Genomic DNA, 24,725 nt, shown 5'->3' with positions numbered 1-24,725 from the left:
AGGAGATGCCGTAACGGGCCGAATTAAGGCAGGTGAAAGGGCCTTTCAGGCCACGGACGTCGGGGAAGATGTTTTCTTCCGGAACGAACACGTTGTCCATGACGATCTCACCGGTAATCGATGCCCGCAGGCCGACCTTGCCGTGAATCACAGGGGCGCTTAGGCCTTTCCAGCCTTTTTCCAGAACAAAGCCACGGATATCGCCGGCATCATCCTTGCCCCAGACCACAAACACATCGGCGATCGGGCTGTTGGTGATCCACATCTTGCTGCCGGTCAGGCTGTAGCCGCCTTCCACTTTGCGTGCACGAGTGATCATCGCACCCGGATCGGAGCCATGGTTTGGCTCGGTCAGGCCGAAGCAACCGATCCACTCGCCCGACGCCAGTTTCGGCAGGTATTTCTGCTTCTGGGCTTCAGTACCGAATTCATTGATCGGCACCATCACCAGCGAGGATTGCACACTCATCATCGAACGGTAGCCGGAGTCGACACGCTCGACTTCACGCGCAATCAGGCCGTAGCTGACGTAGTTCAGGCCACTGCCGCCGTATTGCTCGGGGATGGTTGCGCCCAACAGGCCCACTTCACCCATTTCGCGGAAGATCGCCGGATCGGTCTTTTCATGACGGAAAGCTTCGAGAACGCGCGGCGCCAGACTTTGCTGAGCGAACTGCGCAGCGGTGTCGCGGATCATGCGCTCTTCTTCGGTGAGCTGTTGATCCAGCAGCAGGGGATCGATCCAGTTGAAGCTAGCTTTACCGGCCATGAGTGTGTCCTCTAGAAACAGGTCAAATAACGTGCAGTGATCCTAGGCCGGGTTCGACGTCGGGGCAAACGAGGATTTCGCATACTGTTGTGCTAATTTCTCACTCCGAAACGTCGCAAAACCCATTCAAGGCGATGTATTAGTGAGGTTGACGTACATGCGCAGGAAAATACCCAGCACCACGGCCCTGATCAGCTTCGAGGCGGCCGCACGCCATGAAAGCTTCACCAAGGCAGCCCAGGAGCTTTCACTGACCCAGGGGGCAATTTGCCGACAGATCGCCAGCCTCGAGGAGTTCCTCAGCGTGGAACTGTTCCGACGCTCCCGACGCGGGGTCAAATTGACGGAGGCGGGCCTTTCCTACAGTCGCCGGGTTGCCACTCAACTCGATGCGGTTGAGCGTGACACCTTGTCCGTGATGGGCCAGCAGGGAGCCAACGTAATAGAACTGGCCGTGGTTCCGACGTTCGGCACCCAGTGGCTGCTGCCCAGGCTCAAGGACTTTCAGCAGAAACACCCGGAAGTGACGGTCAACCTGACCAACCGAACGCGCCCGTTCCTGTTTGCCGACACCGATTTCGACGCAGCGATCTACTTCGGTGATGCCGATTGGTCGGGTACTGAATCCCACAGGTTGATGGGTGAAAATCCGATGCCCGTGTGCAGCCCCAACCTATTGGGCAACAAAAATGCCCTGACACCCGCTGAAATCGCGGACCTGCCCCTCCTGCAACAGACCACCCGCCCCTACGCCTGGCGCCAATGGTTCGACTCTCAGCATCTTAATGTCCCGCGGGACATGACAGGACCGCGCTACGAGCTATTCTCCATGCTGGCCCAGGCGGCGATGCACGATATGGGGATTGCGCTGATCCCGCCGTTCCTGATTCAGCGCGAATTGGCCGAGGCACGCCTGGTGATCGCCAACCCTCAGGCACTCTCCAGCATCAAGGCCTACTACCTGATGATTCCTGAGCGAAAGGTCGAATCTGCGTCTTTAAGGGCTTTTCGAGATTGGCTGGTGAATCAAGCGCACAGCTACAGCCTAGAGGGATAAAGGCTCTCAACAATTAGCTGACCTCGTAGTCAGCAAATTAAAAACCCTACAGATATAAGTATTTGTCGCATTTTCACAGACTGTACCCAGAAGCAGTACAAACGTGCCATAAGCGCCTGAAGACGTGGCTTTGAGCCACTTATCCAACGAAATGACGCTTCATTCAGCGTAACGATTTGTAATTTCGAAAAAATTGCAAAAGTGCCTTGGAAGCCACGGTCTGTAAGGGATAGAGCCAGATCGTTGCGACATTCGGTCACGGGGTGACTTGTAGTTAATTTTCCGTCACCCGTCATAATCCCTTGAAGGGCACAAAGTTCGCCTGCAAAATGCCGCGCCCCGCTTGAATTTAGCGGGGTCGTGCTGATCGGCCGCCCCAGCCGCACCATCCGTAGTGCATGGGTTTACTCAATAAGATCACGCAGGAGATTTGACGTGCACATTGGTGTTCCTCTCGAAACCCAGACCGGTGAAACACGGGTTGCTGCAACCCCCGAAACCATCAAGAAGCTGATCGGCCAGGGTCACAAGGTCACTGTACAAAGCGGCGCCGGCGTCAATGCCAGCGTTGTCGACAGTGCCTATGAAGCCGTTGGTGCAGCCATTGGCAGCGCCAGTGAGGCGTTTGGTGCAGAGCTGATTTTGAAGGTGGTCGCCCCCAGCGACAGCGAGCTTGCGCTGATAAAGAGCGGCACCGTTGTGGTGGGGATGCTCAATCCGTTCAACAACGAAACCATCGCCAAGATGGCCGAGTGCGGCATTACCGCCTTTGCCCTGGAGGCCGCCCCTCGCACCTCCCGTGCACAGAGCCTGGATGTACTGTCCTCGCAAGCCAACATCGCCGGCTATAAAGCCGTGTTGCTGGCCGCTCATCACTATCCGCGCTTCATGCCGATGCTGATGACCGCCGCGGGCACCGTGAAAGCGGCGCGGGTGCTGATTCTCGGCGCTGGTGTTGCCGGGCTGCAGGCCATCGCTACGGCCAAGCGCCTGGGTGCGGTGATCGAAGCGTCTGACGTGCGCCCTGCGGTGAAAGAGCAGATCGAATCCCTGGGCGCCAAGTTCGTCGACGTGCCTTACGAGACCGATGAAGAGCGTGAATGCGCCGTCGGTGTCGGCGGCTACGCCCGACCCATGCCGGCCAGCTGGATGCAGCGCCAGGCCGTGGCTGTGCACGAACGCGCCAAGCAGGCTGACATCGTCATCACCACTGCACTGATTCCGGGTCGCAAGGCGCCAACGCTGCTCAGCGCGGAAACCGTGGCACAGATGAAACCTGGCTCGGTGGTCATCGACCTTGCGGCGGCACAGGGCGGCAACTGCCCGCTGACCGTGGCCGATCAGGTGGTCGTACAAAACGGTGTGACCATCGCTGGCCCGACCAACCTGGCTGCCGCGGTTGGTGCCGATGCCTCGGCACTGTATGCACGCAACCTGCTGGACTTCATGAAACTGTTGTTCGATAAAGAAGGACAACTGGTGATCAACCTTGAAGACGATATCGTCGCCGCGTGCCTGATGTGCCGCGACGGCCAGATCGTGCGCAAGAACGGCTGAGGATAAAAACAATGGAAGACATGCTGATCTCTGACGGTATCTACAACCTGATCATCTTCGTGCTGGCTATCTATGTCGGTTACCACGTGGTCTGGAACGTGACACCTGCATTGCACACACCGCTGATGGCCGTCACCAACGCCATCTCGGCCATCGTCATCGTCGGCGCCATGCTCGCCGCCGCCCTCACCGTGACTCCACTGGGCAAGACCATGGGTACCCTGGCCGTGGCCCTGGCCGCGGTCAACGTGTTTGGTGGCTTCCTGGTCACTCGGCGCATGCTGGAAATGTTCAAGAAGAAAGCGGCTCCAGCAAAAGCTGCGGCAGCCAAGGCTGAAGCAATCAAGGCTGAGGTGCAGCAAGCATGAGCATGAATCTGGTTACTTCCCTGTATTTGATCGCCTCGGTCTGCTTCATCCAGGCGCTCAAGGGACTCTCGCATCCAACCACGTCGCGTCGCGGCAACCTGTTCGGCATGCTGGGCATGGGCCTGGCGATCCTCACCACGGTCGGCTTGATCTACAAGCTCGGTGCCGAACTGGCCCAGGACGGTATCGTCTACGTGATCGTCGGCCTGCTGATCGGCGGCACTGCCGGGTCGATCATGGCCAAACGCGTTGAAATGACCAAGATGCCCGAACTGGTCGCCTTCATGCACAGCATGATCGGCCTGGCAGCGGTGTTCATCGCCGTGGCTGCCGTGGTCGAGCCGCAGTCGCTGGGCATCGTCAAGCAACTCGGTGACGCGATCCCGGCCGGTAACCGCCTGGAACTGTTCCTCGGTGCAGCGATTGGTGCAATCACCTTCTCTGGCTCGGTGATCGCCTTCGGCAAGCTGTCCGGCAAGTACAAGTTCCGCCTGTTTCAGGGTGCACCGGTACAGTTCAGTGGCCAGCACAAGCTGAACCTGCTGCTGGGCCTGGCCACACTGGCCCTGGGTGTGACCTTCATGCTCACCGGCGACTACACCGCTTTCGGCGTGATGCTGGCGCTGGCCTTCGTGCTCGGCGTGTTGATCATCATCCCGATTGGCGGTGCCGACATGCCGGTCGTCGTGTCCATGCTCAACAGCTACTCCGGCTGGGCAGCGGCGGGTATCGGCTTCTCGCTGAACAACTCGATGCTGATCATTGCCGGTTCGCTGGTAGGTTCGTCCGGTGCGATCCTCTCGTACATCATGTGCAAGGCGATGAACCGCTCCTTCTTCAATGTACTGCTTGGCGGCTTCGGCAATACCGCCGACGCAGGTCCTGCAGGCGCCAAGGAAGCTCGTCCGGTGAAATCCGGTTCGGCTGACGACGCGACCTTCCTGCTGACCAACGCCGACACCGTGATCATCGTTCCGGGCTACGGCCTGGCGGTAGCACGGGCGCAACATGCACTGAAAGAACTGACCGAGAAGCTGACCCATCGCGGCGTGACCGTGAAGTACGCGATCCACCCGGTCGCCGGTCGTATGCCTGGCCACATGAACGTACTGCTGGCCGAGGCCGAAGTGCCTTATGACCAGGTGTTCGAGATGGATGACATCAACTCCGAGTTCGGCCAGGCCGACGTGGTGCTGGTGCTAGGCGCCAACGACGTGGTCAACCCGGCCGCGAAGAACGATCCGAAATCGCCGATTGCCGGCATGCCGATCCTCGAAGCGTTCAAAGCCAAGACCATCATCGTCAACAAGCGCTCGATGGCCAGCGGCTATGCCGGCCTGGATAACGAACTGTTCTACCTGGACAAAACCATGATGGTGTTCGGCGACGCTAAAAAGGTCATCGAAGACATGGTCAAAGCTGTCGATTAACCCTCCGCCAGCAACACGAACGCCCCGACTTGTCGGGGCGTTTTTGTTTGCGCAAATCGTCGGACAAACCGCTGCTTTATTACCGATCCAGTAACGGTGTTTTGCTTGAAAGCCCCGGAATAGACGCCTCTTTTGCGACCTTGGTAGCGGGACACAGCGCCGTGAAATTCACTAGACTGCACGTCCTGCTACCCGTTGCCCGAGATAACAATCCATGTACCGTGACCGTATTCGCCTGCCTTCGTTGTTGGATAAAGTGATGAGCGCCGCCGAGGCTGCCGCTCTGATTGAGGACGGCATGACCGTCGGCATGAGCGGCTTCACCCGCGCCGGCGAAGCCAAGGCCGTACCCCACGCACTGGCCGAACGGGCCAAGGTCACACCGCTGAAGATCAGCCTGATGACCGGCGCCAGCCTGGGCAACGACCTCGACAAACAGCTCACTGAGGCCGGCGTACTGTCACGACGCATGCCATTCCAGGTGGACAGCACCTTGCGCAAGGCGATCAACGCCGGCGAAGTGATGTTCATTGACCAGCACCTCTCGGAAACCGTCGAGCAACTGCGCAACCAGCAACTGAAGCTGCCAGACATCGCGGTCATCGAAGCCGTGGCCATTACCGAGCAAGGCCACATCGTGCCGACTACTTCCGTGGGCAACTCGGCCAGCTTCGCGATTTTCGCCAAGCACGTGATCGTTGAGATAAACCTGGCGCACAACTCCAACCTCGAAGGCCTGCACGACATCTATATCCCGACCTATCGTCCGACCCGTACGCCGATTCCTTTGGTCAAGGTCGATGATCGCATTGGCAGCACCGCCATCCCGATTCCGCCGGAAAAGATCGTCGCGATCGTGATCACCAACCAGTCCGACTCACCGTCCACCGTGCTGCCACCGGATGTGGATACCCAGGCCATCGCCGATCACCTGATCAACTTCTTCAAGCAAGAAGTCAGCGCCGGGCGCATGACCAACAAACTCGGCCCGCTGCAGGCCGGTATCGGCACCATCGCCAACTCGGTGATGTGCGGCCTGATCGATTCGCCATTCGAAGACCTGACGATGTACTCCGAGGTACTTCAGGACTCGACGTTCGACCTGATCGACGCCGGCAAGCTGAGCTTTGCCTCCGGCAGTTCGATTACCTTGTCGAGCCGGCGCAACGCTGACGTGTTCGGCAACCTGGAGCGCTACAAGGACAAACTGGTCCTGCGCCCGCAGGAAATCTCCAATCACCCTGAAGTGGTCCGTCGCCTCGGCATCATTGGCATCAACACCGCCCTTGAGTTCGATATCTATGGCAACGTCAACTCCACTCATGTCTGCGGCACGCGGATGATGAACGGCATTGGCGGCTCGGGCGACTTCGCGCGCAACGCGCACCTGGCCATCTTCGTAACCAAGTCGATTGCCAAGGGCGGGGCGATTTCCAGCGTGGTTCCGATGGTCAGCCACGTTGACCACACGGAACATGATGTCGACATCCTCGTCACCGAAGTCGGCCTGGCGGACCTGCGCGGCCTTGCACCTCGGGAGCGGGCGCGTGTCATCATCGACAACTGCGTACACCCGGATTATCGCCAGGCACTGAACGACTATTTCACGGCGGCCTGCGCCATCGGCGGGCACACGCCGCATATCCTGCGTGATGCTCTGAGCTGGCACATGAACCTGGAAGAAACCGAGAGAATGATCGCGGTTTGATTGGTACAGATAGCAGCTGACGCAAACACAGTTTCGTCAGCTTGCTGTTGCCAAGCAGATTCCTGCCAAAAACTGTACTGCTGTACCGGTCAATTCCTACCGATTTCTCCTACACTCTCTACCCATACGAGCAATATTGCACCATATTGGAGCAGATAGGTACAGTTGCCTCATTTTTTACCAGTACACCCCCTATAAACAGTTAACTGAGCTCTCACAATACAGATGAACTGTATCTACAGAGGCTAGGCAAACAAGAGGATCATGGGCACCAGTTAAGCCACTACCTAATCCCGCCATAAGCGGAAGGATGAAAACCATGGAACGTACACTCAGTTCCGAACTGTTCTTCGAAGACACCGCTGCAAAAACCCAGGCTTCCATGCCTCTGCGCGTTATCGCCAACCTGATGCTGTGGCAGCGCCGCATCTCCAGCCGCCACCAACTGGCTCGCCTGGATTCGCGTCTGCTGGCTGACGCCGGGATTAGCGAAGCACAACGCTACGAAGAGCTGAGCAAGCCGTTCTGGCGCTAAATCAGCGTCGCTGGCTCTGACCTGCAGGGTCTACTGCCAGCAACCCGAATTGAACAAACAGAGCCCGTCGTGGGAAACCACGACGGGCTTTGTCGTTTTAGGCGCTATTAGCGCGCAAGCAGGTACAGTTTTAATATTTTGTGAGTAGACCGTTACAGTTTTAAAATGGACTTTCATGCGGTCAAACTGATTTCTAGCAACCTTTTCTCTTATAGGCTGTTCGAAACGGCCTGCTCAGGCCTAATATCAAGCCAGAACGTGGCGCCCCCCGAGTGTTTGGCGTCTGATCATCAGACACTGCGCCACCTCTTAATCGTCTTATCCAAAGGAGTTACACCATGTCCCGTCTTCGTCTGCTCAGCGCTGCAGCCCTGCTTGCCGTGGCTGCCAATGCCCACGCCACCAGCTTCATCGTGACCACCGATGCCGTCGTCGGTGCACTCAAAGCCACGTCTGACGCGACCTCCGACGTCACGTCTTCGTTCAAAGACGACAAGGTCGTGCTCGCGGCCCGTGACGACGCTGCCAGCTTCGTCGCCAGCGAAGGCACCATCCGTGGTGTAAAACTGGAAAGCGCGCTCGATCACATTCGCCATCAGGCTCCACAACTGAACGCAACAGACGCACAGCTGGCGCAGGCCATCCTGACCATCTAAGCGTTTGCCGCGATGGGGGACACGCGTGGCGTGTCCCAATGTTTCAGCACTGGCTCTAGCCCGGGCCTTGCGCTAGCCTTGGGACTCACATTCAACTGTCGAGTCTCATGCGTTTTCTTTCGAATCTGCTGATTGCTCCAATATTTCTAGCAGCCTGCTACTCGGGGGCGGCTCATGCCTTCGACGCGTTTAACCTGTCAACCCAAGGCATTGTGGCCAGCAGTTATGCCACGGGCATGGTGACGTCTGCCCCCTTCGACCATAAACTGCTCCTCGCCGCCCGGGATGATGCCGCGGCATTCATCGCCAGTGATGGCCAAATGAGAGGCGCACATCTGGAATCGGCCATGGCTTACCTGCGTCAGGCCCAGCCAAAACTTCATGCCAGCGACCTTGAACTGGCACAGGCAATTCTCGTCCAATAGTTATCCCAAGTTTCTCCGGAGTCGTTCCATGCGTAACCCGCTGATTGTTGCCACCCTTGGCCTGCTGTTGTTGGCTGATGTGGCCCAGGCCCAAACCCTGGTTGCCACCAGCAACATCCTCATTCGTGCCACCCAGCGCACGCTGGATTTCACTTCCGACACCACGACGTCGATCCGCGACTCGAAAATCGTCCGCGAAGCCCAGGACGATGCCGCCAGTTTCGTCGCCAGCAACGGCGATATTCGTGGTGCGCACCTGGAATCCGCTCTCAATTTGTTGCGCACTCGCGTTCCAGAAGCCCGCGATGCCAGTGATCAGGATCTCGCCGAAGCCATCCTCGCACTGTGAGGTCTCCAGCTACCTGGCTGTTGGCCGGGGTCATGCTGCTGTTCGGCAGCACGGCCCACGCCGACCTGGAACTCCATCTCAAGACCGAAGGCCTGACCCCCGCGCAACAGCAGGCGAGCCAAGCGTTGCTCGATGAAGCCATGCAGGCATTGCCGCCGCGGTTCATCGAGCAACTCGACCGGCGCATCGACGTCGGCTGGACCGATAACATGCGCAGCGATGCCTATGGCCAGGCATCGCTGGTTTCCGAGCTCGATCTGAATCGCAAGTTGTTGGCCAGTCTCACGGATGGCAGCGCCGCGACCAAGAAAACCTATCGCCCCCATGGCACTGTGCGCCGGGAAATGCTCGCCACGGTGCTGCATGAGCTGACCCACATTTATGACCGCTCGCGCCTCTGGCCGAATGCGGAGCGCACGCTGATCCAACGCTGTACCCGACAAGACAGCAGTTCGGGGCTAGTGGGTATTCCCGATCAATGCCGTGGGCAATCAGGGCGCCGTTTCACGCTCAGCGACGACCCGCGCCTGCTCGACCTCGCCGGCTGGCAGCAGTATGTTGGCCGGCGTGGCGAGCGCGAACAGCACAACCGCCAGATTGTCCGTAGCCCGGATATCTACGAGACCAGCAGCCCCAAGGAATTCGTCGCGGTCAACATGGAGTATTTCCTCCTCGACCCGAGCTACGCCTGTCGTCGCCCTGCGCTGTACCGCTACTACAAGGCGCACTTCGGCTGGGCACCCGCCGCCAAAGGCGATTGCGGCAAGACCTTCGCATTCCTCAACGCCGGCAATGACTTCGCCAAGACGCCTCTGGGCCAGGTCGATCCCGAGCGAGTCTACGCCGTCGATTATCTACTGGCTGAGGCCAACCAGAACTGGGTCAGCCGTTGGGGCCACAGCATGTTACGCCTGGTGATCTGCGCACCGGGCCGGCCCCGCGGCCCGGATTGCCGCTTGGACCTGGACCAGCACCTGGTACTGTCCTACCGCGCATTCGTAGGCGACGTGCAGCTATCGAGTTGGGATGGGTTGGTGGGTAAATACCCGTCACGCCTGTTCGTGTTGCCACTGGCCCAGGTGATCGACGAATACACCAAGACCGAACTGCGCAGCCTCGCTTCCGTGCCGCTGAACCTGTCTCGTGACGAGATTGAAAACGTGGTGGAACGTGCCGCCGAGATGCACTGGAGTTACGACGGCAACTACTTCTTCCTGTCAAACAACTGCGCTGTGGAAGAGCTGAAGTTGTTGCGTGGCGGCACCAACAACTCAAAATTGGTGGCTCTCGACAACATCATGCCCAATGGTTTGCTGGAAGTGCTGAAGGGTCGCGGGCTGGCCGATACCAGCGTGCTGGACGATCCACGTGAGGCACTGCGCCTGGGTTATCGCTTTGACTCTTTCCGCGATCGCTATCAAGCGATGTTCGAGGTATTGAGAAAGCACCTGCCGATCAAACAGGAAAAGGTCGAAGACTGGTTGTCCCTGTCCGCAGCGGAACGCCGCCAATGGTTCGATCAGGCAGATTTACGCACCAGCGCGGCATTGCTCCTGCTGGAGCAGGCAAGCTATCGCCAGCAATTGCTCCTGGCCCAGGACGAGGTCAAACAACGTTACCTGGGTGCCCGTGAACTGAAAAACGGCGGAATGGACAAAGCCAACGCGACACTGAGGCAAATTCTCGATAGCAGCGGTTTCCTCAGTCGTCCGGCGGAATTGCTCGGCAGCGGCGGATATGGCTTGCCGCAGCCTGCTGAATGGCAACGTCTGGAATCGGAAAGCAGCCTGCGGCAGAAGCAGCTTCAGGCATTGACCGGGGACCTGGACAAGGAAGTCAGAGCGCTGCTCGATCCAGACCGTGCAGCCGAAATGGCGGCCAACGAGGCCAACGTTAAACAGATTGGCGAGCACCTGCGCAAGTTGCACAAGGCTGCGGGTGGTTTGCAGTTGCCGTAAAACAAAAGGCTTCGCGACGCCACCGCCGCGAAGCCTTTTGCTACACGCTGTTCAGAGCTAGCCACGGGGCAGTGGCCGAAGGCGCTCCAGGTGAATGCCTGGAGGCGGCGGAGCACCACGGACGAAATAGTCGTGATGGTCGTGAGTCGTCTGACGCACCGGTCCTCAGCTGACGCGAGCCTTACGCACGCCATCGGCCAACGCCGAGCACAGGCTCAGCACACCATCCACCGCTTGCTCCGGTGTCACGGCATTGGCGATCTGATCGATCAACGCCGAACCCACCACCACGCCATCAGCCAGACGCGCGATGTTCGCCGCTTGCTCCGGCGTGCGGATGCCGAAACCGATGCTGATCGGCAGGTCGGTATGACGACGCAGACGCGCCACCGCTTCTTCGACGTGCTCCAGGGTTGCCGCGCCAGCACCGGTCACACCGGCCACCGATACGTAATACACAAACCCGGAGCTGCCATTGAGGACTGTTGGCAGACGCACATCATCAGTGGTCGGTGTGGTCAGGCGGATGAAATCGATCCCTGCAGCCTGCGCCGGGTCGCACAGTTCACCGTTATGCTCGGGCGGCATGTCGACCACGATCAGGCCATCGACACCGGCTTCTTTCGCCTCGGCAATGAACCGCGGCACGCCATATTTATGGATCGGGTTGAAGTAACCCATCAGCACCAGCGGCGTTTCGTTGTTGTCCTTGCGGAACTCACGAACCATTTCCAGGGTTTTCGCCAGGTTCTGTTTGGCGCCCAGGGCACGGATGTTGGCCAGCTGGATCGAAGGCCCGTCAGCCATCGGATCGGTGAAGGGCATGCCCAGCTCGATCACGTCGGCACCCGCTGCTGGCAGGCCCTTGAGGATTGCCAGGGAGGTGTCATAGCCCGGGTCGCCAGCGGTGACGAAGGTCACGAGGGCGGCGCGATTCTGTTCCTTGAGTTCGGCAAAACGCGTTTGCAGGCGGCTCATCAGTGTTTCTCCTGCTTTGACTGCTCTTGTTGAGAGTGTTCCATGTGGTGCATCACGGTTTGCATGTCTTTATCGCCACGGCCAGACAGGTTGACCACCATCAGGTGATCCTTAGGCAGGGTCGGCGCGCGCTTGAACACTTCAGCCAGGGCATGGGCGCTTTCCAGGGCAGGAATGATCCCTTCCAGGCGGCAGCACTGGTGGAATGCCGCGAGCGCTTCATCGTCGGTCACCGAGGTGTACTGGACACGACCGATGTCATGCAACCAGGCATGTTCCGGGCCGATGCCCGGGTAGTCGAGGCCAGCGGAGATCGAATGGGCGTCGATGATCTGGCCATCGTCGTCCTGCAACAGGAAGGTGCGGTTGCCGTGCAGTACACCCGGTACGCCGCCGTTCAGGCTGGCCGCGTGCTTGCCGGTTTCGATGCCGTAGCCGGCCGCTTCCACGCCGATGATCTCTACACTCTTGTCATCCAGGAACGGGTGGAACAGGCCCATGGCGTTGGAACCGCCACCGATGCACGCCACCAGGCTGTCCGGCAGGCGGCCTTCCTGGGCTTGCAGCTGGTCGCGGGTTTCCTTGCCGATCACGGCCTGGAAGTCGCGAACCATCGCCGGGTAAGGATGTGGACCGGCCACGGTGCCGATCAGGTAGAAGGTGCTGTCGACGTTGGTCACCCAGTCACGCAGGGCTTCGTTCATCGCATCTTTCAGCGTGCCGGTACCGGCTACCACCGGAATCACTTCGGCACCCAGCAGCTTCATGCGGAACACGTTGGCCTGCTGGCGTTCGATGTCGGTAGTACCCATGTAGATCACGCAGTCCAGGCCGAAACGCGCGGCCACGGTGGCAGTTGCCACACCGTGCATGCCGGCGCCGGTTTCGGCGATGATGCGTTTCTTGCCCATGCGTCGCGCCAGCAGGATCTGGCCGATGCAGTTGTTGATCTTGTGCGCGCCGGTGTGGTTGAGCTCTTCACGCTTGAGATAAATTTTTGCGCCGCCACAGAACTCGGTCAGACGCTCGGCGAAATAAAGCGGGCTTGGACGACCGACGTAGTCGCGCTGGAAGTAGGCCAGTTCTTCCTTGAATGCAGGATCTTCCTTGGCCGCTTCGTATTCACGGGCCAGATCGAGGATCAACGGCATCAGGGTTTCGGCAACATAACGGCCGCCGAACGCGCCAAACAGGCCGTTGGCGTCAGGGCCGTTGCGCAGATTAGTCTGGGTCATTTGGCGCTCCAGTTGAATGCGTAGGATTGATGCATAAAGAGATAGTGGGCTTCACTCTACCCCTGACGCCCTGAGCTGAAAACCGATAAGATCGCTGCAACCTGTCAGGAAAACTCACAGATCACATGAGCCACGACCTCCCACCGTTGAACGCCCTGCGCGCCTTCGAAGCCACGGCCCGCCTGAACAGCGTCAGTCAGGCCGCCGAACAGCTGCACGTTACTCATGGTGCGGTCAGCCGGCAGCTGAAAGTGCTTGAAGAACACCTCGGTGTAAGTCTGTTCGTCAAGGACGGGCGCGGCCTGAAACTCACAGATGCCGGCGTGCGTTTGCGCGACGCCAGTGCTGAAGCGTTCGAGCGCTTGCGCACCGTGTGCGCCGAGCTCACGCAAAGCACCGCCGATGCGCCGTTCGTCCTTGGCTGCTCGGGAAGCCTGCTGGCGCGCTGGTTCATCCCGCGCCTGGGGCGGCTGAACGCTGACCTGCCCGACCTGCGCTTGCACCTGTCGGCCGGCGAAGGCGATCTTGATCCCCGTCGCCCGGGCCTGGATGCCCTGTTGGTGTTTGCAGAACCGCCCTGGCCCGCTGATATGCAGGTCTTCGAACTGGCCAGCGAACGAATCGGCCCGGTCATGAGCCCACGGTTCGCCGGTTATGAGCGCCTGAAAACGGCGCCGGCCACAGCGCTGCTCACTGAACCCTTGCTGCACACCACTTCGCGACCGCAAGCCTGGCCCAGTTGGGCACAACAAAGCGGCCTCGACGCCAAAGCGTTGAAGTACGGGCAGGGTTTCGAACATTTGTATTACTTGTTGGAAGCGGCCGTGGCCGGGCTGGGTGTGGCGATTGCCCCCGAGCCGCTGGTGGTCGAGGACTTGAAGGCAGGTCGCCTGGTCGCCCCTTGGGGATTTTGCGAAACACCCGCTCACCTGGCCTTGTGGCTACCCAAGCGCGCCGCGGACGGGCGCGCCAGGCAACTGGCGCAATGGCTCAAGAATGAGCTGCGCCAGACCGATCATTCCCCGCGTTTAAACAGCAGGTAGGCCGCCAGCAGGCCCAACGCACCGACGGCAACACCGGCAGTCGTCCAAGGGTGCTCCTGTGCGTAATCCCGAGTGGCAATTCCGGTTTCACGGGTTTTGACCTTAACCTCCTCATAGGCATCCGTGAGCAGATGGCGCGAATGCCTCAAAGCGTTCTCCGCATTGCCTTTAAGCACCTTGAGGGTTTTACGCGACTCGTCCGAGGCGTCGTCCTTCAGGCTTTCCAAGGATTTGAGCAGACTCTCGATCTCCGCTTCCATGCTTTGCAATGAGGCTTTACGTAACGAGCTGTTGGCCATGGTGGCTCTCCTGCATTGTTGATGAGTGGCGTGTGTTGGTTGGGACTTCAGGGACTCGAGAAAGTGCAGTAAATGTGAGCTTCCATGTCGCACCGACCGAGGGAGTAAGACAGAAAATCACTGCTAGGCTGTATTTCACACCCTAAGGAGAAAGCCATGACTGATCATCACACCTATAAGAAAGTCGAACTCGTCGGCTCGTCGACCAGCAGCATTGAAGACGCGATCAACAACGCGCTGGCCGAGGCCAGTAAAAGTCTCAAGTACATGGAATGGTTTGAAGTGACCGAAACCCGCGGCCATATCAAGGACGGCAAGGCTGCGCACTTTCAGGTGACGCTCAAGGTCGGGTTCCGGATTGCCAGCAGCTGACGTTGGTCTAGTCTTCTGAACTTGCGCGCTGGCCGAGTGCCATAGGGAATGGCAATGCGCTCGCTGCGTTTTCCGGCCAATGGCTGGATGCCTTTTTTTGATCCGACCAGAGAATACGACCGATGAAGAAGTTTATTTTGGCGGTAGGTTTGTTGAGCCTGGCGGGTACTGCCTTAGCTGACGGCGGCAAGTCCTGTGAAGAGTTGAAAGCCGAGATCGCTGCAAAACTCGATGCCAAGGGCATTTCCGGTTATTCGCTGGAAATTGTCGATAAAGGCAGTAAGGCTGACGGAAAAGTCGTCGGCACCTGCGAGAAGGGCAGCAAGGAAATAATCTACAAACGGTAGCCCCAACCGATTGCTAGCTAAAAGCCGACGCCAGCGTCGGCTTTTTGCGCTTAGCGTGATCAGCCCTTCATGACTTGCGCCAGCAGCTCATAGGAATGCAGACGATCCGCGTGTTCGTACAGGTCGCAGGTGAAAATCAGTTCGTCGGCCTGGGTCTGCTCGATCAGCACTTCCAGCCTGGCGCGAATTTTTTGCGGGCTGCCGATCATCGCCAAGCCCAGGAAATCGCTGACGGCTTCTTTCTCATGTGGCAGCCACAGCCCGTCCATGGTTTTCACCGGCGGGCGTTGCACCAGGCTCTGACCACGCATCAGGGCGAGAATGCGCTGGAATACCGAGGTCGCCAGGTAGTCGGCCTGTTCATCCGTGTCGGCGGCCACCAGCGGCACGCCGAGCATCACGTAAGGCTTGTCCAGCACTGAAGAAGGCTTGAAATGATTGCGGTAGACGCGAATTGCCTCATGCATCAAACGCGGAGCGAAATGTGACGCGAAGGCGTAGGGCAAACCTCGCTCACCTGCCAGCTGTGCACTGAACAGGCTTGAACCCAGCAGCCAGATAGGCACATTCGTACCGGTCCCCGGCATCGCGATGATGCGCTGATCCGGCGTACGCGGGCCGAGGTAACGCACCAGTTCGGCCACATCTTCCGGAAAGTCGTCAGCGCTGCCAGAACGCTCGCGGCGCAGTGCACGGGCCGTCATCTGATCGGAACCGGGCGCACGGCCAAGCCCCAGGTCGATGCGCCCCGGATACAGGCTTTCAAGCGTGCCGAATTGTTCGGCGATCACCAGCGGTGCATGGTTGGGCAACATTACCCCGCCGGACCCGACACGGATGGTTGAAGTACCACCGGCCAGATAGCCGAGCAGCACGGAGGTCGCAGAACTGGCAATGCCGTCCATGTTGTGGTGTTCGGCAACCCAAAAGCGGTTATAGCCGAATTTCTCGACGTGCTGCGCCAGGTCCAGCGAGTTGCGCAGCGACTGGGCGGCGCTGCCGTTCTCCCGCACGGGCACCAGGTCGAGGGTCGAGAACTTGATATCGGACAGTCGTTTCATAAACCTGCTTCTCCAATTGAGGGTGCAGGTTTCTTGTTACAAACGAAAACCTGCCGAATCCATAAGCGTGTTTCATGCAATGAGGGCATATACCCGAGTTTCAATAGCACGGCGAAATTTCCTACCAAAAAAGCGGACCGATCAGATGCGCTGAACTTTGATCCCCGGTCTATCCTCAGAACCCTACCGACCGAAACCACAACGGCGCGACGCTTCGTGCCGGACCTTGAGGAGACAGGCATGGCTATCACAAAGAAAGCATCGGCCCACTGGGAAGGTGATCTGAAAACTGGCATCGGCTCGATTTCCACGGAAACCGGGGTGCTCAGGGACGCGCCCTACGGCTTCAAGGCCCGCTTTGAAGGCGGCAAGGGCACCAATCCGGAAGAGTTGATCGGTGCGGCCCACGCGGGCTGTTTCTCCATGGCGTTTTCGATGATTCTCGGTGAGGCCGGCCTCAAGGCAGACAGCATCGATACCAACGCCGAAGTGACCCTGGACCAGGTAGAGGGTGGTTTTGCGATCACGGCCGTAAAATTGATTCTCAAGGCAAAAATCCCCGGCGCGAGCCAGGCGCAGTTCGATGAGTTGAGTAACAAGGCCAAAGAGGGCTGCCCGGTATCCAAGGTGCTGAAGGCGAAAATCAGCCTGGATGCGACTTTGGTCAGCTAATTTCGACCTGGACCTGAAAGATCGCCAACTTCGGCAGCACCTGTAACCTTGCAGGCGTTGCCGAAGGCTTGGATTTTTTTGCGTAAGGCCAGATTTGCCCGGTAAAACTGTGGTCGAATAAATGACAGCAGCAAAAACGCATGAACTGTGCGCGCTGCCTCAAGGGAGCTTCAACCATGAAACGTTTTGCCCTGGCGGTTATCTGTTGCGCTCTGGCCACTTCGGCCCTGGCCGCACCAAAACCTTGTGAAGAACTCAAGGCCGAAATCGAAGCCAAGATCCAGGCACAAAGGGTAATGTCCTACACCCTGGAAATCGTTACCAATGACGAAGTGCACGATAAGAACATGATCGTGGGCTCATGCGAAGGCGGCACGAAGAAAATCATCTACCAGAGGAATGACCGCTGACCGGTCTTAGGGCACACAGTTGATCTGGCTCGTTTCGGCGACGATCTCTCGCCTGGCGTTATACAGGCGCGCTTCAGGAGTGAATGCCATGGACCGGGCCTGTAACAGATAACGCTGACCGGCTTCGAAATGATCGTATTTGACGATCATGTAGCACAGCCGCTCCGTGGAACCGCCGAACAAGTCCGAGCCCCCGCCCGGCACTTCAAAATCGAAGCGCACGGTCAGCTCGTGGCTACCGGGAGTGACCTGGAAAAAACGCCCGTCGCGCAAGCGCTGGTTATCCAATCGCTCGGCCATCAGTAATTTATCGTTGGGGAATGGCGTAGAGAAGTCGACCCACGCCATGTGCGGATTGGCCGCCGGCATCGGCGTCGAACAGCCGGCCACAGCACTTGCGGCCAGTAACAGCATCAACCTGCGCATGATGAATGTCCCAATGTCGGGATATTCAGAATAGCGCCGATCAGGTCCGTTGGCAGCCCGCCGGTGTGCCCTGGCCAATCACTTTTCGTTGTTGATCATAAAGCTTGGCCCATGGCCGGAAGCCGATATTCCCCGCTTGCAGTTGATAGCGCTCACCCGCGTTGAAGTCGTTGAATTTCACATTCATCTGGCAGTCTCGCCACAGCGGTTCGGCATCGGGACCGATATTGGTGGGCTGGACCGGGAACTGGTAGCGAACGGTCAGCTCATGGCTGCCGGGTTGAACCTCGAAATAGCGCTTGTCGGTGGCCGCTTTGTTGTCCACCTCGACCGCCAGCAGGGCCGTGTCTTCCTGATGCGATTCCAGATCGATCCATGCTTGCGTCGGATCATGGTGAGGTAATCCGAATCCAGCACAACCGGCCAGCATCAGCAGGCCTCCCGTCAGCATCAACTTGCGCATAGCGGAGCTCCAGTCAAGCGGGATAGTCTTGCGAGCAGACTCTCCAGGGATTTTTTATTTTGATCAGGCCGCATCGAAGCCATGGGTTACTTGATCGCGTTTTACGCATTTTGTTTCCGGGTGTGTTGTTTTTGTTGCTCAACGGTTGTTCCAGCATCAACTACTACAGTCAGTTGGCCAGTGGTCAGCTGCAATTGCTGCGGGCACGGGAGCCCGTTGCCCAGGTGATTGCCGATCCACAGCGCGATCAGAAACTGCGTGCACACCTGGCCCAATCACAAAGGGCCCGGACTTTCGCCAGCCAGCAACTGCACCTGCCGGACAATCAGAGTTACCGCTTGTACGCCGACATTGGCCGTCCCTATGTAGTCTGGAACGTGTTTGTCACACCGGAATTTTCCCTGAAGCCACAAAACCATTGCTTCCCCATCGCCGGCTGCGTGGCCTATCGCGGTTATTACAGCCAGAGCGCGGCTCGCGGTGAGGCGGCGCTGCAGCGCCTGCAGGGCATGGACGTGTCCATCGGTGGAGTAGAAGCCTATTCGACCCTGGGCTGGTTCAACGATCCGATCATGAACTCAATGATGGGCTGGGGCGATGAACGCCTGGCCACGCTGATCTTCCATGAGCTCGCGCATCAGCGCATTTATGTGAAGGATGACACTGAGTTCAACGAGTCATTCGCCACCTTCGTCGAGCAGGAAGGTACCCGCCAGTGGCGGGCTTACCGTAGCCTGCCGCCCGAAAGTGGGACACATGCTCAACAACGGGACCAATTCATTCAGCTGATTCTGGACACCCGCACCCGGCTTGAAAAGCTGTACACCCTACAGCTGCCGCCCGAGCAAATGCGGCAGCGTAAAGCTGAGGCGTTCGAACAGTTGCGCGCCGAATACCGACAGATGCGTGATAAACAATGGGCTGGGGACAAACGCTACGACGTGTGGATCAATGCGCCGATGAACAATGCGCGATTGCTGCCGTTTGGCCTGTATGACCAATGGGTGCCGGCGTTTGACGCCCTGTTCAAGCAGGTGAATGGGGATTGGGTGATGTTTTATGCGGAGGTCGAGCGGCTTGGGGTGATGCTGATTGAACAGCGTAAAGCGGTTTTGAAGGCGTTGCAGGGTTTGTAGGAGCGAGGCTTGCCCGCGAACCAGGCGCCGCGGTACATCTGACACCCCGCGTTATCGTTCTTCGCCGGCAAGCCTGGCTCCTACAGCAAAGGCGATACAATTAACCCCGCAAAAACGCCTGATGCATTTCGTCCAGCGTTTCAAAATGATAAGTCGGAGCTTCGGCACTCAACTCCTCCCGACTGCCAAACCCATAACCCACCGCTGCCGCATCCAGTCCGTTGCTGCGCGCACCGATCAGGTCGTGCTTGCGGTCGCCGATCATCAGGGTACGGGCCGGGTCGAGGCCTTCTTCGGCCACCAGGTGGGCGATCAGTTCGACTTTATTGGTCCGGGTGCCGTCCAGCTCGCTACCGTAGATCACCTTGAAGTGTTTGGCGAAGTCGAAATGCCGAGCGATTTCCCGGGCGAAAACCCAGGGTTTGGAGGTCGCGATGTACAACTGTCGCCCTTGTCCACCGAGCGTTTCCAACAACGGTGTGACACCGTCGAACACACGGTTTTCGTACAACCCGGTGACTTTGAAGCGTTCACGGTAGAAGTTCACCGCCTCCCAGGCCTTGGCCTCGTCGAAGTCATAGAACTGCATGAAGGCCTGCAACAAGGGCGGGCCGATGAAGTGTTCAAGCTTGGTCAGGTCGGGTTCATCGATGCCCAGCTTGCCCAGGGCAAACTGAATCGAACGGGTTATACCTTCGCGCGGGTCGGTCAGGGTGCCATCAAGGTCGAACAGAACGGTTTGGTAATGCATGAAAATTCCTGGGCAGTAGCGAGGCGCTTTTCGTTTCCAGCGGCTTAGATCCGGTCGTAGCCTTCGGCCAGATGCAGATCCTTGAGCTTCACGTAGTTCGCCGCGCTGTAAGTGAAAAAGGCTTGTTCCTTGTCGGTCAGTGGCCGGATCTGTTTCACCGGGCTGCCCACATACAGAAAACCGCTTTCCAGGCGTTTACCCGGAGGTACCAGGCTTCCGGCACCGATAATGACATCATCGGCGACCACCGCGCCGTCCATGACGATGCTGCCCATGCCGATCAGAACCCGGCTGCCCACTGTGCAGCCATGCAGCATGACTTTGTGGGCGATGGTCACGTCGTCGCCAATCAGCAACGGGTAACCGTCGGGGTTGAACGGCCCGGCATGGGTGATGTGCAGCACGCAGCCGTCCTGCACGCTGGTACGCGCACCGATGCGGATGCGGTGCATGTCGCCGCGGATCACCGTCAATGGCCATACCGAGCTGTCTTCGCCGATCTCGACATCGCCGATCACCACCGCCGAGCCGTCGACAAAAGCGCCCTTGCCGAGCAATGGCGTGTGATTCTGGTACTTGCGAAAGTTCACGATAGGATTTCTCTCTGTTGCTGATAGCTGCGGTGAGCGTCGATTGTAATTAAGATGGCTGCATGTTTCTTCCAGCCAAGGTGCCAACCGTGAGCGTGAACAACCCTCTTTTGCAGTCCTACGACCTGCCGCCGTTCTCCGCGATCCGTGCCGAGCACGTGCAACCGGCCATTGAACAGATCCTGGCTGACAACCGCGCCGCCATTATCGAGATTCTCAAGACCCAGGGAAAACAACCGACCTGGGCCGGCCTGGTGCTGGCAATGGACGAGCTCAACGACCGCCTGGGTGCTGCGTGGAGTCCGGTCAGCCACTTGAATGCCGTGTGCAACAGCGCCGAACTGCGCGAAGCCTACGAGGCTTGCCTGCCGGCATTGAGCGCCTACTCCACGGAAATGGGCCAGAACCGTGAACTGTTCCAGGCCTATGAGGCCCTGGCCAACAGCCCGGAAGCCGGCGGTTTCGACGTAGCGCAGAAAACTATCCTGGAACACGCCCTGCGCGATTTCCGTCTGTCGGGTATCGACCTGCCGGAAGCCGAGCAGAAGCGTTACGCCCAAGTGCAGAGCAAACTGTCGGAGCTGGGCAGCCGCTTCTCCAACCAACTGCTGGATGCCACCCAGGCCTGGACCAAGCACATCACCGACGAAGCCGCCCTCGCCGGCCTGACCGATTCGGCCAAGGCGCAAATGGCCGCCGCCGCGCAAGCCAAGGATCTCGATGGCTGGCTGATCACCCTGGAATTCCCGAGCTACTACGCGGTGATGACCTACGCCCTCGACCGCGCCCTGCGCGAAGAAGTCTACGCCGCCTACTGCACCCGTGCGTCGGATCAAGGTCCGAATGCCGGTCAGAATGACAATGGTCCGGTCATGCAGGAAATCCTCGACCTGCGTCAGGAACTGGCAAAACTCCTGGGCTTCGCCAGCTTCTCGGAGTTGAGCCTGGCCACCAAAATGGCCGAATCCAGCGATCAGGTGCTGAGTTTCCTGCGCGACCTGGCCAAGCGCAGCAAACCGTTCGCCGCCCAGGACCTGGAACAGCTCAAGGCATACGCCGCCGAACAAGGCTGCCCGGACCTGCAAAGCTGGGACAGCGGCTTCTACGGCGAAAAACTTCGCGAGCAGCGTTACAGCGTTGCCCAGGAAGCCCTGCGCGCCTACTTCCCGATCGATAAGGTGCTCAGTGGCCTGTTCGCCATCGTTCAGCGCCTGTACGGCATCGAGATCGCCGAGCAGCAAGGCTTCGACACCTGGCACCCGGATGTGCGCCTGTTCGAAATCAAGGAAAACGGCCAGCACGTCGGCCGCTTCTTCTTCGACCTTTACGCCCGCGCCAACAAACGCGGCGGGGCCTGGATGGATGGTGCTCGTGATCGTCGTCGCACCGCCGAGGGTGTATTGCAGAGCCCGGTAGCCAACCTGGTGTGCAATTTCACTCCAGCCGACAGCGGTAAGCCTGCGCTGCTGACCCACGATGAAGTCACCACCCTGTTCCACGAGTTCGGTCATGGCCTGCATCACCTGCTGACCCGCGTCGAACACGCCGGGGTGTCCGGCATCAACGGCGTGGCCTGGGACGCAGTCGAGCTGCCAAGCCAGTTCATGGAAAACTGGTGCTGGGAGCCAGAGGGGCTGGCGCTGATCTCCGGTCACTATGAAACCGGCGAACCACTGCCGCAGGACCTGTTGCAGAAAATGCTCGCGGCGAAAAACTTCCAGTCCGGCCTGATGATGGTCCGCCAACTGGAGTTCTCGCTGTTCGACTTCGAACTGCACGCCACCCACGGTGACGGTCGCAGCGTGCTGCAAGTGCTTGAAGGCGTGCGCGACGAGGTGTCGGTGATGCGTCCTCCGGTCTACAACCGTTTCCCTAACAGTTTCGCGCACATTTTCGCTGGTGGTTACGCGGCGGGTTACTACAGCTACAAGTGGGCTGAAGTGCTCTCGGCCGATGCTTTCTCCAAGTTCGAGGAAGAAGGCGTGCTTAATGCCGACACTGGCCGGGCGTTCCGTGAAGCGATCCTGGCGCGCGGCGGTTCTCAAGAGCCGATGGTGCTGTTCATCGACTTCCGTGGTCGTGAGCCGTCGATTGACGCACTCTTGCGCCACAGCGGCCTGAGTGAGGGCGCGGCAGCATGAGTGAGGGTCCCGTGATTACCAAACGACGCTTTATCGCCGGCGCGGTTTGCCCGGCCTGCAGCGAGCCCGACAAGTTGATGATGTGGAGCGAAGACGACGTACCGCATCGCGAATGCGTGGCCTGCGGTTATTCCGATACGCTGAATGAACAAGGCTTGTCCGTTCCCAAGGAACTGGGCACCCGGGTCAATACTTCCGCACTCAAGGTTGCGGACACCAAGGTTCAGGCCGTGCAGTTTTTTCCGAATCCGAAGCTGAAGAAAAAGCCTGACGAACAACACTGAGTAGAAAACGACACCTTTCACGGCGCAATGTCGTGAGAGGTGTCGCTAATCGAGTTTCAGTCAAGGCGTGGAAATGCTGACATAGGCTTTGGCCAGCTCCAGCAGTTTCACCATGTCCTCGGCGTCGATATCGCCGTCACCATCGACATCTTTATTGAAGTTACGGATCTTGAATGACCGCCCCCCATCATTTGAAGATGCAATGAGGGTGGTGGAGTCCAGCAAAGCGGTGGTCTGCGTGGAGTTTTCAGCATCCCAACCCTCTTCTTTCAATGCGAACTGCATTGATACAAGTACTTCATTGGGATTGACAACAGTCGGACCAAGTTTTTGCAAAAAAATACCGCGGCGATTAAGAATCGACATCATTAAATCCTTTTAATTAAAACTCACGTCAATGCGTGGAGCGACCGCAACAATACCGGTGCCTGGAGCGAATCAACCAGACGCGATATGTATCGTTCAATGACTGCGACCAAGCCGAAGAGCTGCCGAACGGCACTGGTCACTTGAGTCTTCTGCGTATACTGTATAAATATACAGCGCACGAGCTTTCCCCATGAACACGCCATTGCCCCCTCGCGGTCGCGGCACTGCGACCAACCCGCACAACCGCTTCGCACCCCATCGCTCGGTGGCCGAGGATGACGGCTGGTACCAGGAAGCGCCGATGACTCAAGGCACCGAGGTGTCCATCGAGACCGCGAAAACCATCATCACCCGCAATAACTCACCGGACCTGCCCTTCGATCGATCGATCAACCCTTATCGAGGCTGCGAGCACGGTTGCATCTATTGTTATGCGCGGCCCAGCCACGCCTATTGGGACATGTCACCAGGCCTGGATTTCGAGACGAAGCTGATCGCCAAGACCAATGCTGCGGACATATTGGAGGAACAGCTCTCCAGGCGTGGCTACCAATGTGCGCCCATCAACCTGGGGTCCAACACCGATCCTTATCAGCCCATTGAGCGCGAGTACAAGATCACCCGCCAAACCCTCGAAGTGCTGCTGCGCTACCGTCATCCGGTGACAATCGTTACCAAGGGTTCGTTGATTTTGCGCGATCTGGACCTGCTGGCCGAATTGGCCCGACAAAGGCTGGTGGCGGTGATGATCAGCCTGACCACACTGGACGACGAGCTCAAACGCATCCTTGAACCCCGCGCTGCGGCCCCCAAGGCCCGACTGCGGGCGATCAGGGTGTTGCGCGAAGCGGGGGTTCCGGTCGGTGTGCTGTGTTCGCCCATGATTCCGATGATCAACGACAGCGAAATCGAAAACCTGCTCACAGAGGCCCATGCCGCTGGAGCACAGAGCGCCGGTTACATGATGTTGCGTTTGCCCCTGGAAGTCGCGCCCTTGTTCGAAGAATGGCTGGCTGCCCACTATCCGCAACGTGCGGCCCATGTCCTGAGCCTGATTCGCCAAAGCCGTGGCGGCGAGCTATACGACAGTCGCTTCGGCGCACGCATGCGCGGTGAAGGCCCCTTTGCCGATTTGTTGGCACAACGTTTTGCCAAAGCCATCAAGCGCCTGGGGCTCAACCATCGGGAAGGTTTTAACCTGGACTGCGAAGCCTTTTGTCCGCCGGGTCGCCAAATGTCACTGATTTGAGGACAATTGGCCTATGGTTGAATACTGGGGAACGCGCTCAGATCTTGGACCAGTCACGTTTTTTGTGACCTGGAACACAGGTTCTAG

At 58.6% G+C, this 24,725-nt stretch carries 29 protein-coding genes and 1 pseudogene (1 of these 30 only partly in view); 19 read left to right on the top strand and 11 right to left on the bottom strand.

Features of this window, described 5'->3' with window-relative positions; translation table 11 throughout:
* On the bottom strand, positions 1-769 hold the 5' portion of the coding sequence (locus tag ACA054_RS00535) for an acyl-CoA dehydrogenase (RefSeq protein WP_497687737.1). It extends 413 nt beyond the left edge of the window; the window shows 769 of its 1,182 coding nt (coding positions 1-769); its start codon is at positions 767-769; its stop codon lies off the left edge, out of view.
* A 157-nt stretch (positions 770-926) separates the two neighbouring features.
* On the opposite strand from ACA054_RS00535, the gene ACA054_RS00530 reads away from it, so the two are divergent.
* The 10 genes from ACA054_RS00530 to ACA054_RS00485 all read left to right on the top strand — a co-directional run bounded on the left by ACA054_RS00530 (position 927) and on the right by ACA054_RS00485 (position 10,812).
* Positions 927-1,826: a LysR family transcriptional regulator gene (locus ACA054_RS00530; protein ID WP_497637369.1), complete on the top strand. Its 900-nt coding sequence runs from the start codon at positions 927-929 to the stop codon at positions 1,824-1,826.
* 435 nt (positions 1,827-2,261) lie between these two features.
* Complete coding sequence (locus ACA054_RS00525; RefSeq protein ID WP_497687736.1) at positions 2,262-3,383, top strand: Re/Si-specific NAD(P)(+) transhydrogenase subunit alpha; 1,122 nt, start codon at positions 2,262-2,264, stop codon at positions 3,381-3,383.
* 11 nt (positions 3,384-3,394) lie between these two features.
* Positions 3,395-3,751, top strand: a complete 357-nt coding sequence (locus ACA054_RS00520; protein ID WP_497687735.1) for an NAD(P) transhydrogenase subunit alpha part 2 — start codon at positions 3,395-3,397, stop codon at positions 3,749-3,751.
* Positions 3,748-5,181 carry an NAD(P)(+) transhydrogenase (Re/Si-specific) subunit beta gene (locus ACA054_RS00515; protein WP_497687734.1) on the top strand — a complete coding sequence of 478 codons (1,434 nt, stop codon included), beginning with the start codon at positions 3,748-3,750 and terminating at the stop codon, positions 5,179-5,181. The genes ACA054_RS00520 and ACA054_RS00515 overlap by 4 nt, the downstream gene beginning before the upstream one ends.
* Positions 5,182-5,395: 214 nt before the next feature.
* Positions 5,396-6,889, top strand: coding sequence for a succinyl-CoA:acetate CoA-transferase ScpC (gene scpC / locus ACA054_RS00510; RefSeq protein WP_497687733.1), 1,494 nt, complete (start codon positions 5,396-5,398; stop codon positions 6,887-6,889).
* Positions 6,890-7,208: 319 nt separating this feature from the next.
* On the top strand, positions 7,209-7,424 hold the full coding sequence (locus tag ACA054_RS00505; protein WP_007902752.1) for a DUF1127 domain-containing protein: 216 nt from the start codon (positions 7,209-7,211) through the stop codon (positions 7,422-7,424).
* A gap of 338 nt (positions 7,425-7,762) precedes the next feature.
* Complete coding sequence (locus ACA054_RS00500) at positions 7,763-8,080, top strand: DUF2388 domain-containing protein (RefSeq protein WP_497687732.1); 318 nt, start codon at positions 7,763-7,765, stop codon at positions 8,078-8,080.
* Between the two features lie 107 nt (positions 8,081-8,187).
* The gene (locus tag ACA054_RS00495) at positions 8,188-8,505 is read left to right on the top strand and encodes a DUF2388 domain-containing protein (RefSeq protein WP_497687731.1); all 318 of its coding nucleotides are present in this window, start codon (positions 8,188-8,190) and stop codon (positions 8,503-8,505) included.
* Positions 8,506-8,533: 28 nt separating this feature from the next.
* Positions 8,534-8,854, top strand: coding sequence for a DUF2388 domain-containing protein (locus ACA054_RS00490; RefSeq protein ID WP_020798084.1), 321 nt, complete (start codon positions 8,534-8,536; stop codon positions 8,852-8,854).
* Entirely contained in the window at positions 8,851-10,812 is a 1,962-nt protein-coding gene (locus ACA054_RS00485) for a DUF7844 domain-containing protein (protein WP_497687730.1), read from the top strand. Before ACA054_RS00490 ends, ACA054_RS00485 begins: the two co-directional genes overlap by 4 nt.
* Positions 10,813-10,872: 60 nt before the next feature.
* On the opposite strand, the pseudogene ACA054_RS00480 reads toward ACA054_RS00485, so the two are convergent.
* From ACA054_RS00480 to trpB, 3 genes and pseudogenes are all read right to left on the bottom strand, one after another.
* Positions 10,873-10,977 (bottom strand): annotated as a pseudogene (locus ACA054_RS00480) (anti-virulence regulator CigR family protein); the annotation flags it as partial.
* Positions 10,978-11,790: a tryptophan synthase subunit alpha gene (trpA, locus tag ACA054_RS00475; RefSeq protein ID WP_497687729.1), complete on the bottom strand. Its 813-nt coding sequence runs from the start codon at positions 11,788-11,790 to the stop codon at positions 10,978-10,980.
* Positions 11,790-13,025, bottom strand: a complete 1,236-nt coding sequence (gene trpB / locus ACA054_RS00470) for a tryptophan synthase subunit beta (RefSeq protein ID WP_497687728.1) — start codon at positions 13,023-13,025, stop codon at positions 11,790-11,792. The genes trpA and trpB overlap by 1 nt, the downstream gene beginning before the upstream one ends.
* Before the next feature lie 125 nt (positions 13,026-13,150).
* On the opposite strand from trpB, the gene ACA054_RS00465 reads away from it, so the two are divergent.
* Entirely contained in the window at positions 13,151-14,068 is a 918-nt protein-coding gene (locus tag ACA054_RS00465; RefSeq protein ID WP_497687727.1) for a LysR family transcriptional regulator, read from the top strand.
* On the opposite strand, the gene ACA054_RS00460 is transcribed toward ACA054_RS00465, so the two are convergent.
* Positions 14,041-14,367, bottom strand: coding sequence for an ElaB/YgaM/YqjD family protein (locus tag ACA054_RS00460; RefSeq protein ID WP_077185133.1), 327 nt, complete (start codon positions 14,365-14,367; stop codon positions 14,041-14,043). The genes ACA054_RS00465 and ACA054_RS00460 overlap by 28 nt on opposite strands.
* Positions 14,368-14,523: 156 nt before the next feature.
* Between ACA054_RS00460 and ACA054_RS00455 the strand changes: the two genes are divergently transcribed.
* Together ACA054_RS00455 and ACA054_RS00450 are read left to right on the top strand one after the other, a co-directional pair.
* Complete coding sequence (locus tag ACA054_RS00455) at positions 14,524-14,739, top strand: dodecin (RefSeq protein ID WP_008027736.1); 216 nt, start codon at positions 14,524-14,526, stop codon at positions 14,737-14,739.
* Between the two features lie 122 nt (positions 14,740-14,861).
* Complete coding sequence (locus ACA054_RS00450; protein WP_497687726.1) at positions 14,862-15,086, top strand: DUF1161 domain-containing protein; 225 nt, start codon at positions 14,862-14,864, stop codon at positions 15,084-15,086.
* Between the two features lie 59 nt (positions 15,087-15,145).
* Here ACA054_RS00450 and ACA054_RS00445 read toward each other — a convergent pair whose 3' ends face one another.
* Positions 15,146-16,147: an LLM class flavin-dependent oxidoreductase gene (locus tag ACA054_RS00445; RefSeq protein ID WP_497687725.1), complete on the bottom strand. Its 1,002-nt coding sequence runs from the start codon at positions 16,145-16,147 to the stop codon at positions 15,146-15,148.
* Between the two features lie 240 nt (positions 16,148-16,387).
* Between ACA054_RS00445 and ACA054_RS00440 the strand changes: the two genes are divergently transcribed.
* Positions 16,388-16,819 (top strand): OsmC family protein, encoded by a 432-nt coding sequence (locus tag ACA054_RS00440; RefSeq protein WP_497687724.1) that lies wholly within the window; start codon positions 16,388-16,390, stop codon positions 16,817-16,819.
* 176 nt (positions 16,820-16,995) lie between these two features.
* On the top strand, positions 16,996-17,229 hold the full coding sequence (locus tag ACA054_RS00435; protein ID WP_497687723.1) for a DUF1161 domain-containing protein: 234 nt from the start codon (positions 16,996-16,998) through the stop codon (positions 17,227-17,229).
* A gap of 6 nt (positions 17,230-17,235) precedes the next feature.
* On the opposite strand, the gene ACA054_RS00430 is transcribed toward ACA054_RS00435, so the two are convergent.
* On the bottom strand, positions 17,236-17,655 hold the full coding sequence (locus ACA054_RS00430) for a PA0061/PA0062 family lipoprotein (protein WP_497687722.1): 420 nt from the start codon (positions 17,653-17,655) through the stop codon (positions 17,236-17,238).
* A 40-nt stretch (positions 17,656-17,695) separates the two neighbouring features.
* Positions 17,696-18,118 (bottom strand): PA0061/PA0062 family lipoprotein, encoded by a 423-nt coding sequence (locus tag ACA054_RS00425; RefSeq protein ID WP_497687721.1) that lies wholly within the window; start codon positions 18,116-18,118, stop codon positions 17,696-17,698.
* Positions 18,119-18,177: 59 nt separating this feature from the next.
* On the opposite strand from ACA054_RS00425, the gene ACA054_RS00420 reads away from it, so the two are divergent.
* A complete protein-coding gene (locus ACA054_RS00420) occupies positions 18,178-19,254 on the top strand; it encodes an aminopeptidase (RefSeq protein ID WP_497687720.1) in 1,077 nt (358 codons plus the stop codon).
* A gap of 100 nt (positions 19,255-19,354) precedes the next feature.
* Here the strand turns inward: ACA054_RS00420 and ACA054_RS00415 are convergent, their stop codons facing one another.
* Together ACA054_RS00415 and ACA054_RS00410 are read right to left on the bottom strand one after the other, a co-directional pair.
* The gene (locus tag ACA054_RS00415; protein WP_497687719.1) at positions 19,355-20,005 is read right to left on the bottom strand and encodes an HAD family hydrolase; all 651 of its coding nucleotides are present in this window, start codon (positions 20,003-20,005) and stop codon (positions 19,355-19,357) included.
* A 44-nt stretch (positions 20,006-20,049) separates the two neighbouring features.
* Positions 20,050-20,595: a gamma carbonic anhydrase family protein gene (locus ACA054_RS00410; protein ID WP_497687718.1), complete on the bottom strand. Its 546-nt coding sequence runs from the start codon at positions 20,593-20,595 to the stop codon at positions 20,050-20,052.
* 89 nt (positions 20,596-20,684) lie between these two features.
* On the opposite strand from ACA054_RS00410, the gene prlC reads away from it, so the two are divergent.
* Positions 20,685-22,736 carry an oligopeptidase A gene (prlC, locus tag ACA054_RS00405; protein WP_497687717.1) on the top strand — a complete coding sequence of 684 codons (2,052 nt, stop codon included), beginning with the start codon at positions 20,685-20,687 and terminating at the stop codon, positions 22,734-22,736.
* Positions 22,733-23,020 carry a YheV family putative zinc ribbon protein gene (locus ACA054_RS00400; protein ID WP_497687716.1) on the top strand — a complete coding sequence of 96 codons (288 nt, stop codon included), beginning with the start codon at positions 22,733-22,735 and terminating at the stop codon, positions 23,018-23,020. Before prlC ends, ACA054_RS00400 begins: the two co-directional genes overlap by 4 nt.
* Before the next feature lie 60 nt (positions 23,021-23,080).
* Here ACA054_RS00400 and ACA054_RS00395 read toward each other — a convergent pair whose 3' ends face one another.
* Positions 23,081-23,386 carry a hypothetical protein gene (locus ACA054_RS00395; protein ID WP_497687715.1) on the bottom strand — a complete coding sequence of 102 codons (306 nt, stop codon included), beginning with the start codon at positions 23,384-23,386 and terminating at the stop codon, positions 23,081-23,083.
* 193 nt (positions 23,387-23,579) lie between these two features.
* On the opposite strand from ACA054_RS00395, the gene ACA054_RS00390 reads away from it, so the two are divergent.
* The gene (locus ACA054_RS00390; RefSeq protein WP_497687714.1) at positions 23,580-24,638 is read left to right on the top strand and encodes a PA0069 family radical SAM protein; all 1,059 of its coding nucleotides are present in this window, start codon (positions 23,580-23,582) and stop codon (positions 24,636-24,638) included.
* The last annotated feature ends 87 nt before the right edge of the window (positions 24,639-24,725 follow it).

This window comes from Pseudomonas sp. LBUM1653, assembly GCF_059716115.1.
This window is presented reverse-complemented; position numbering and strand designations above follow the sequence as displayed.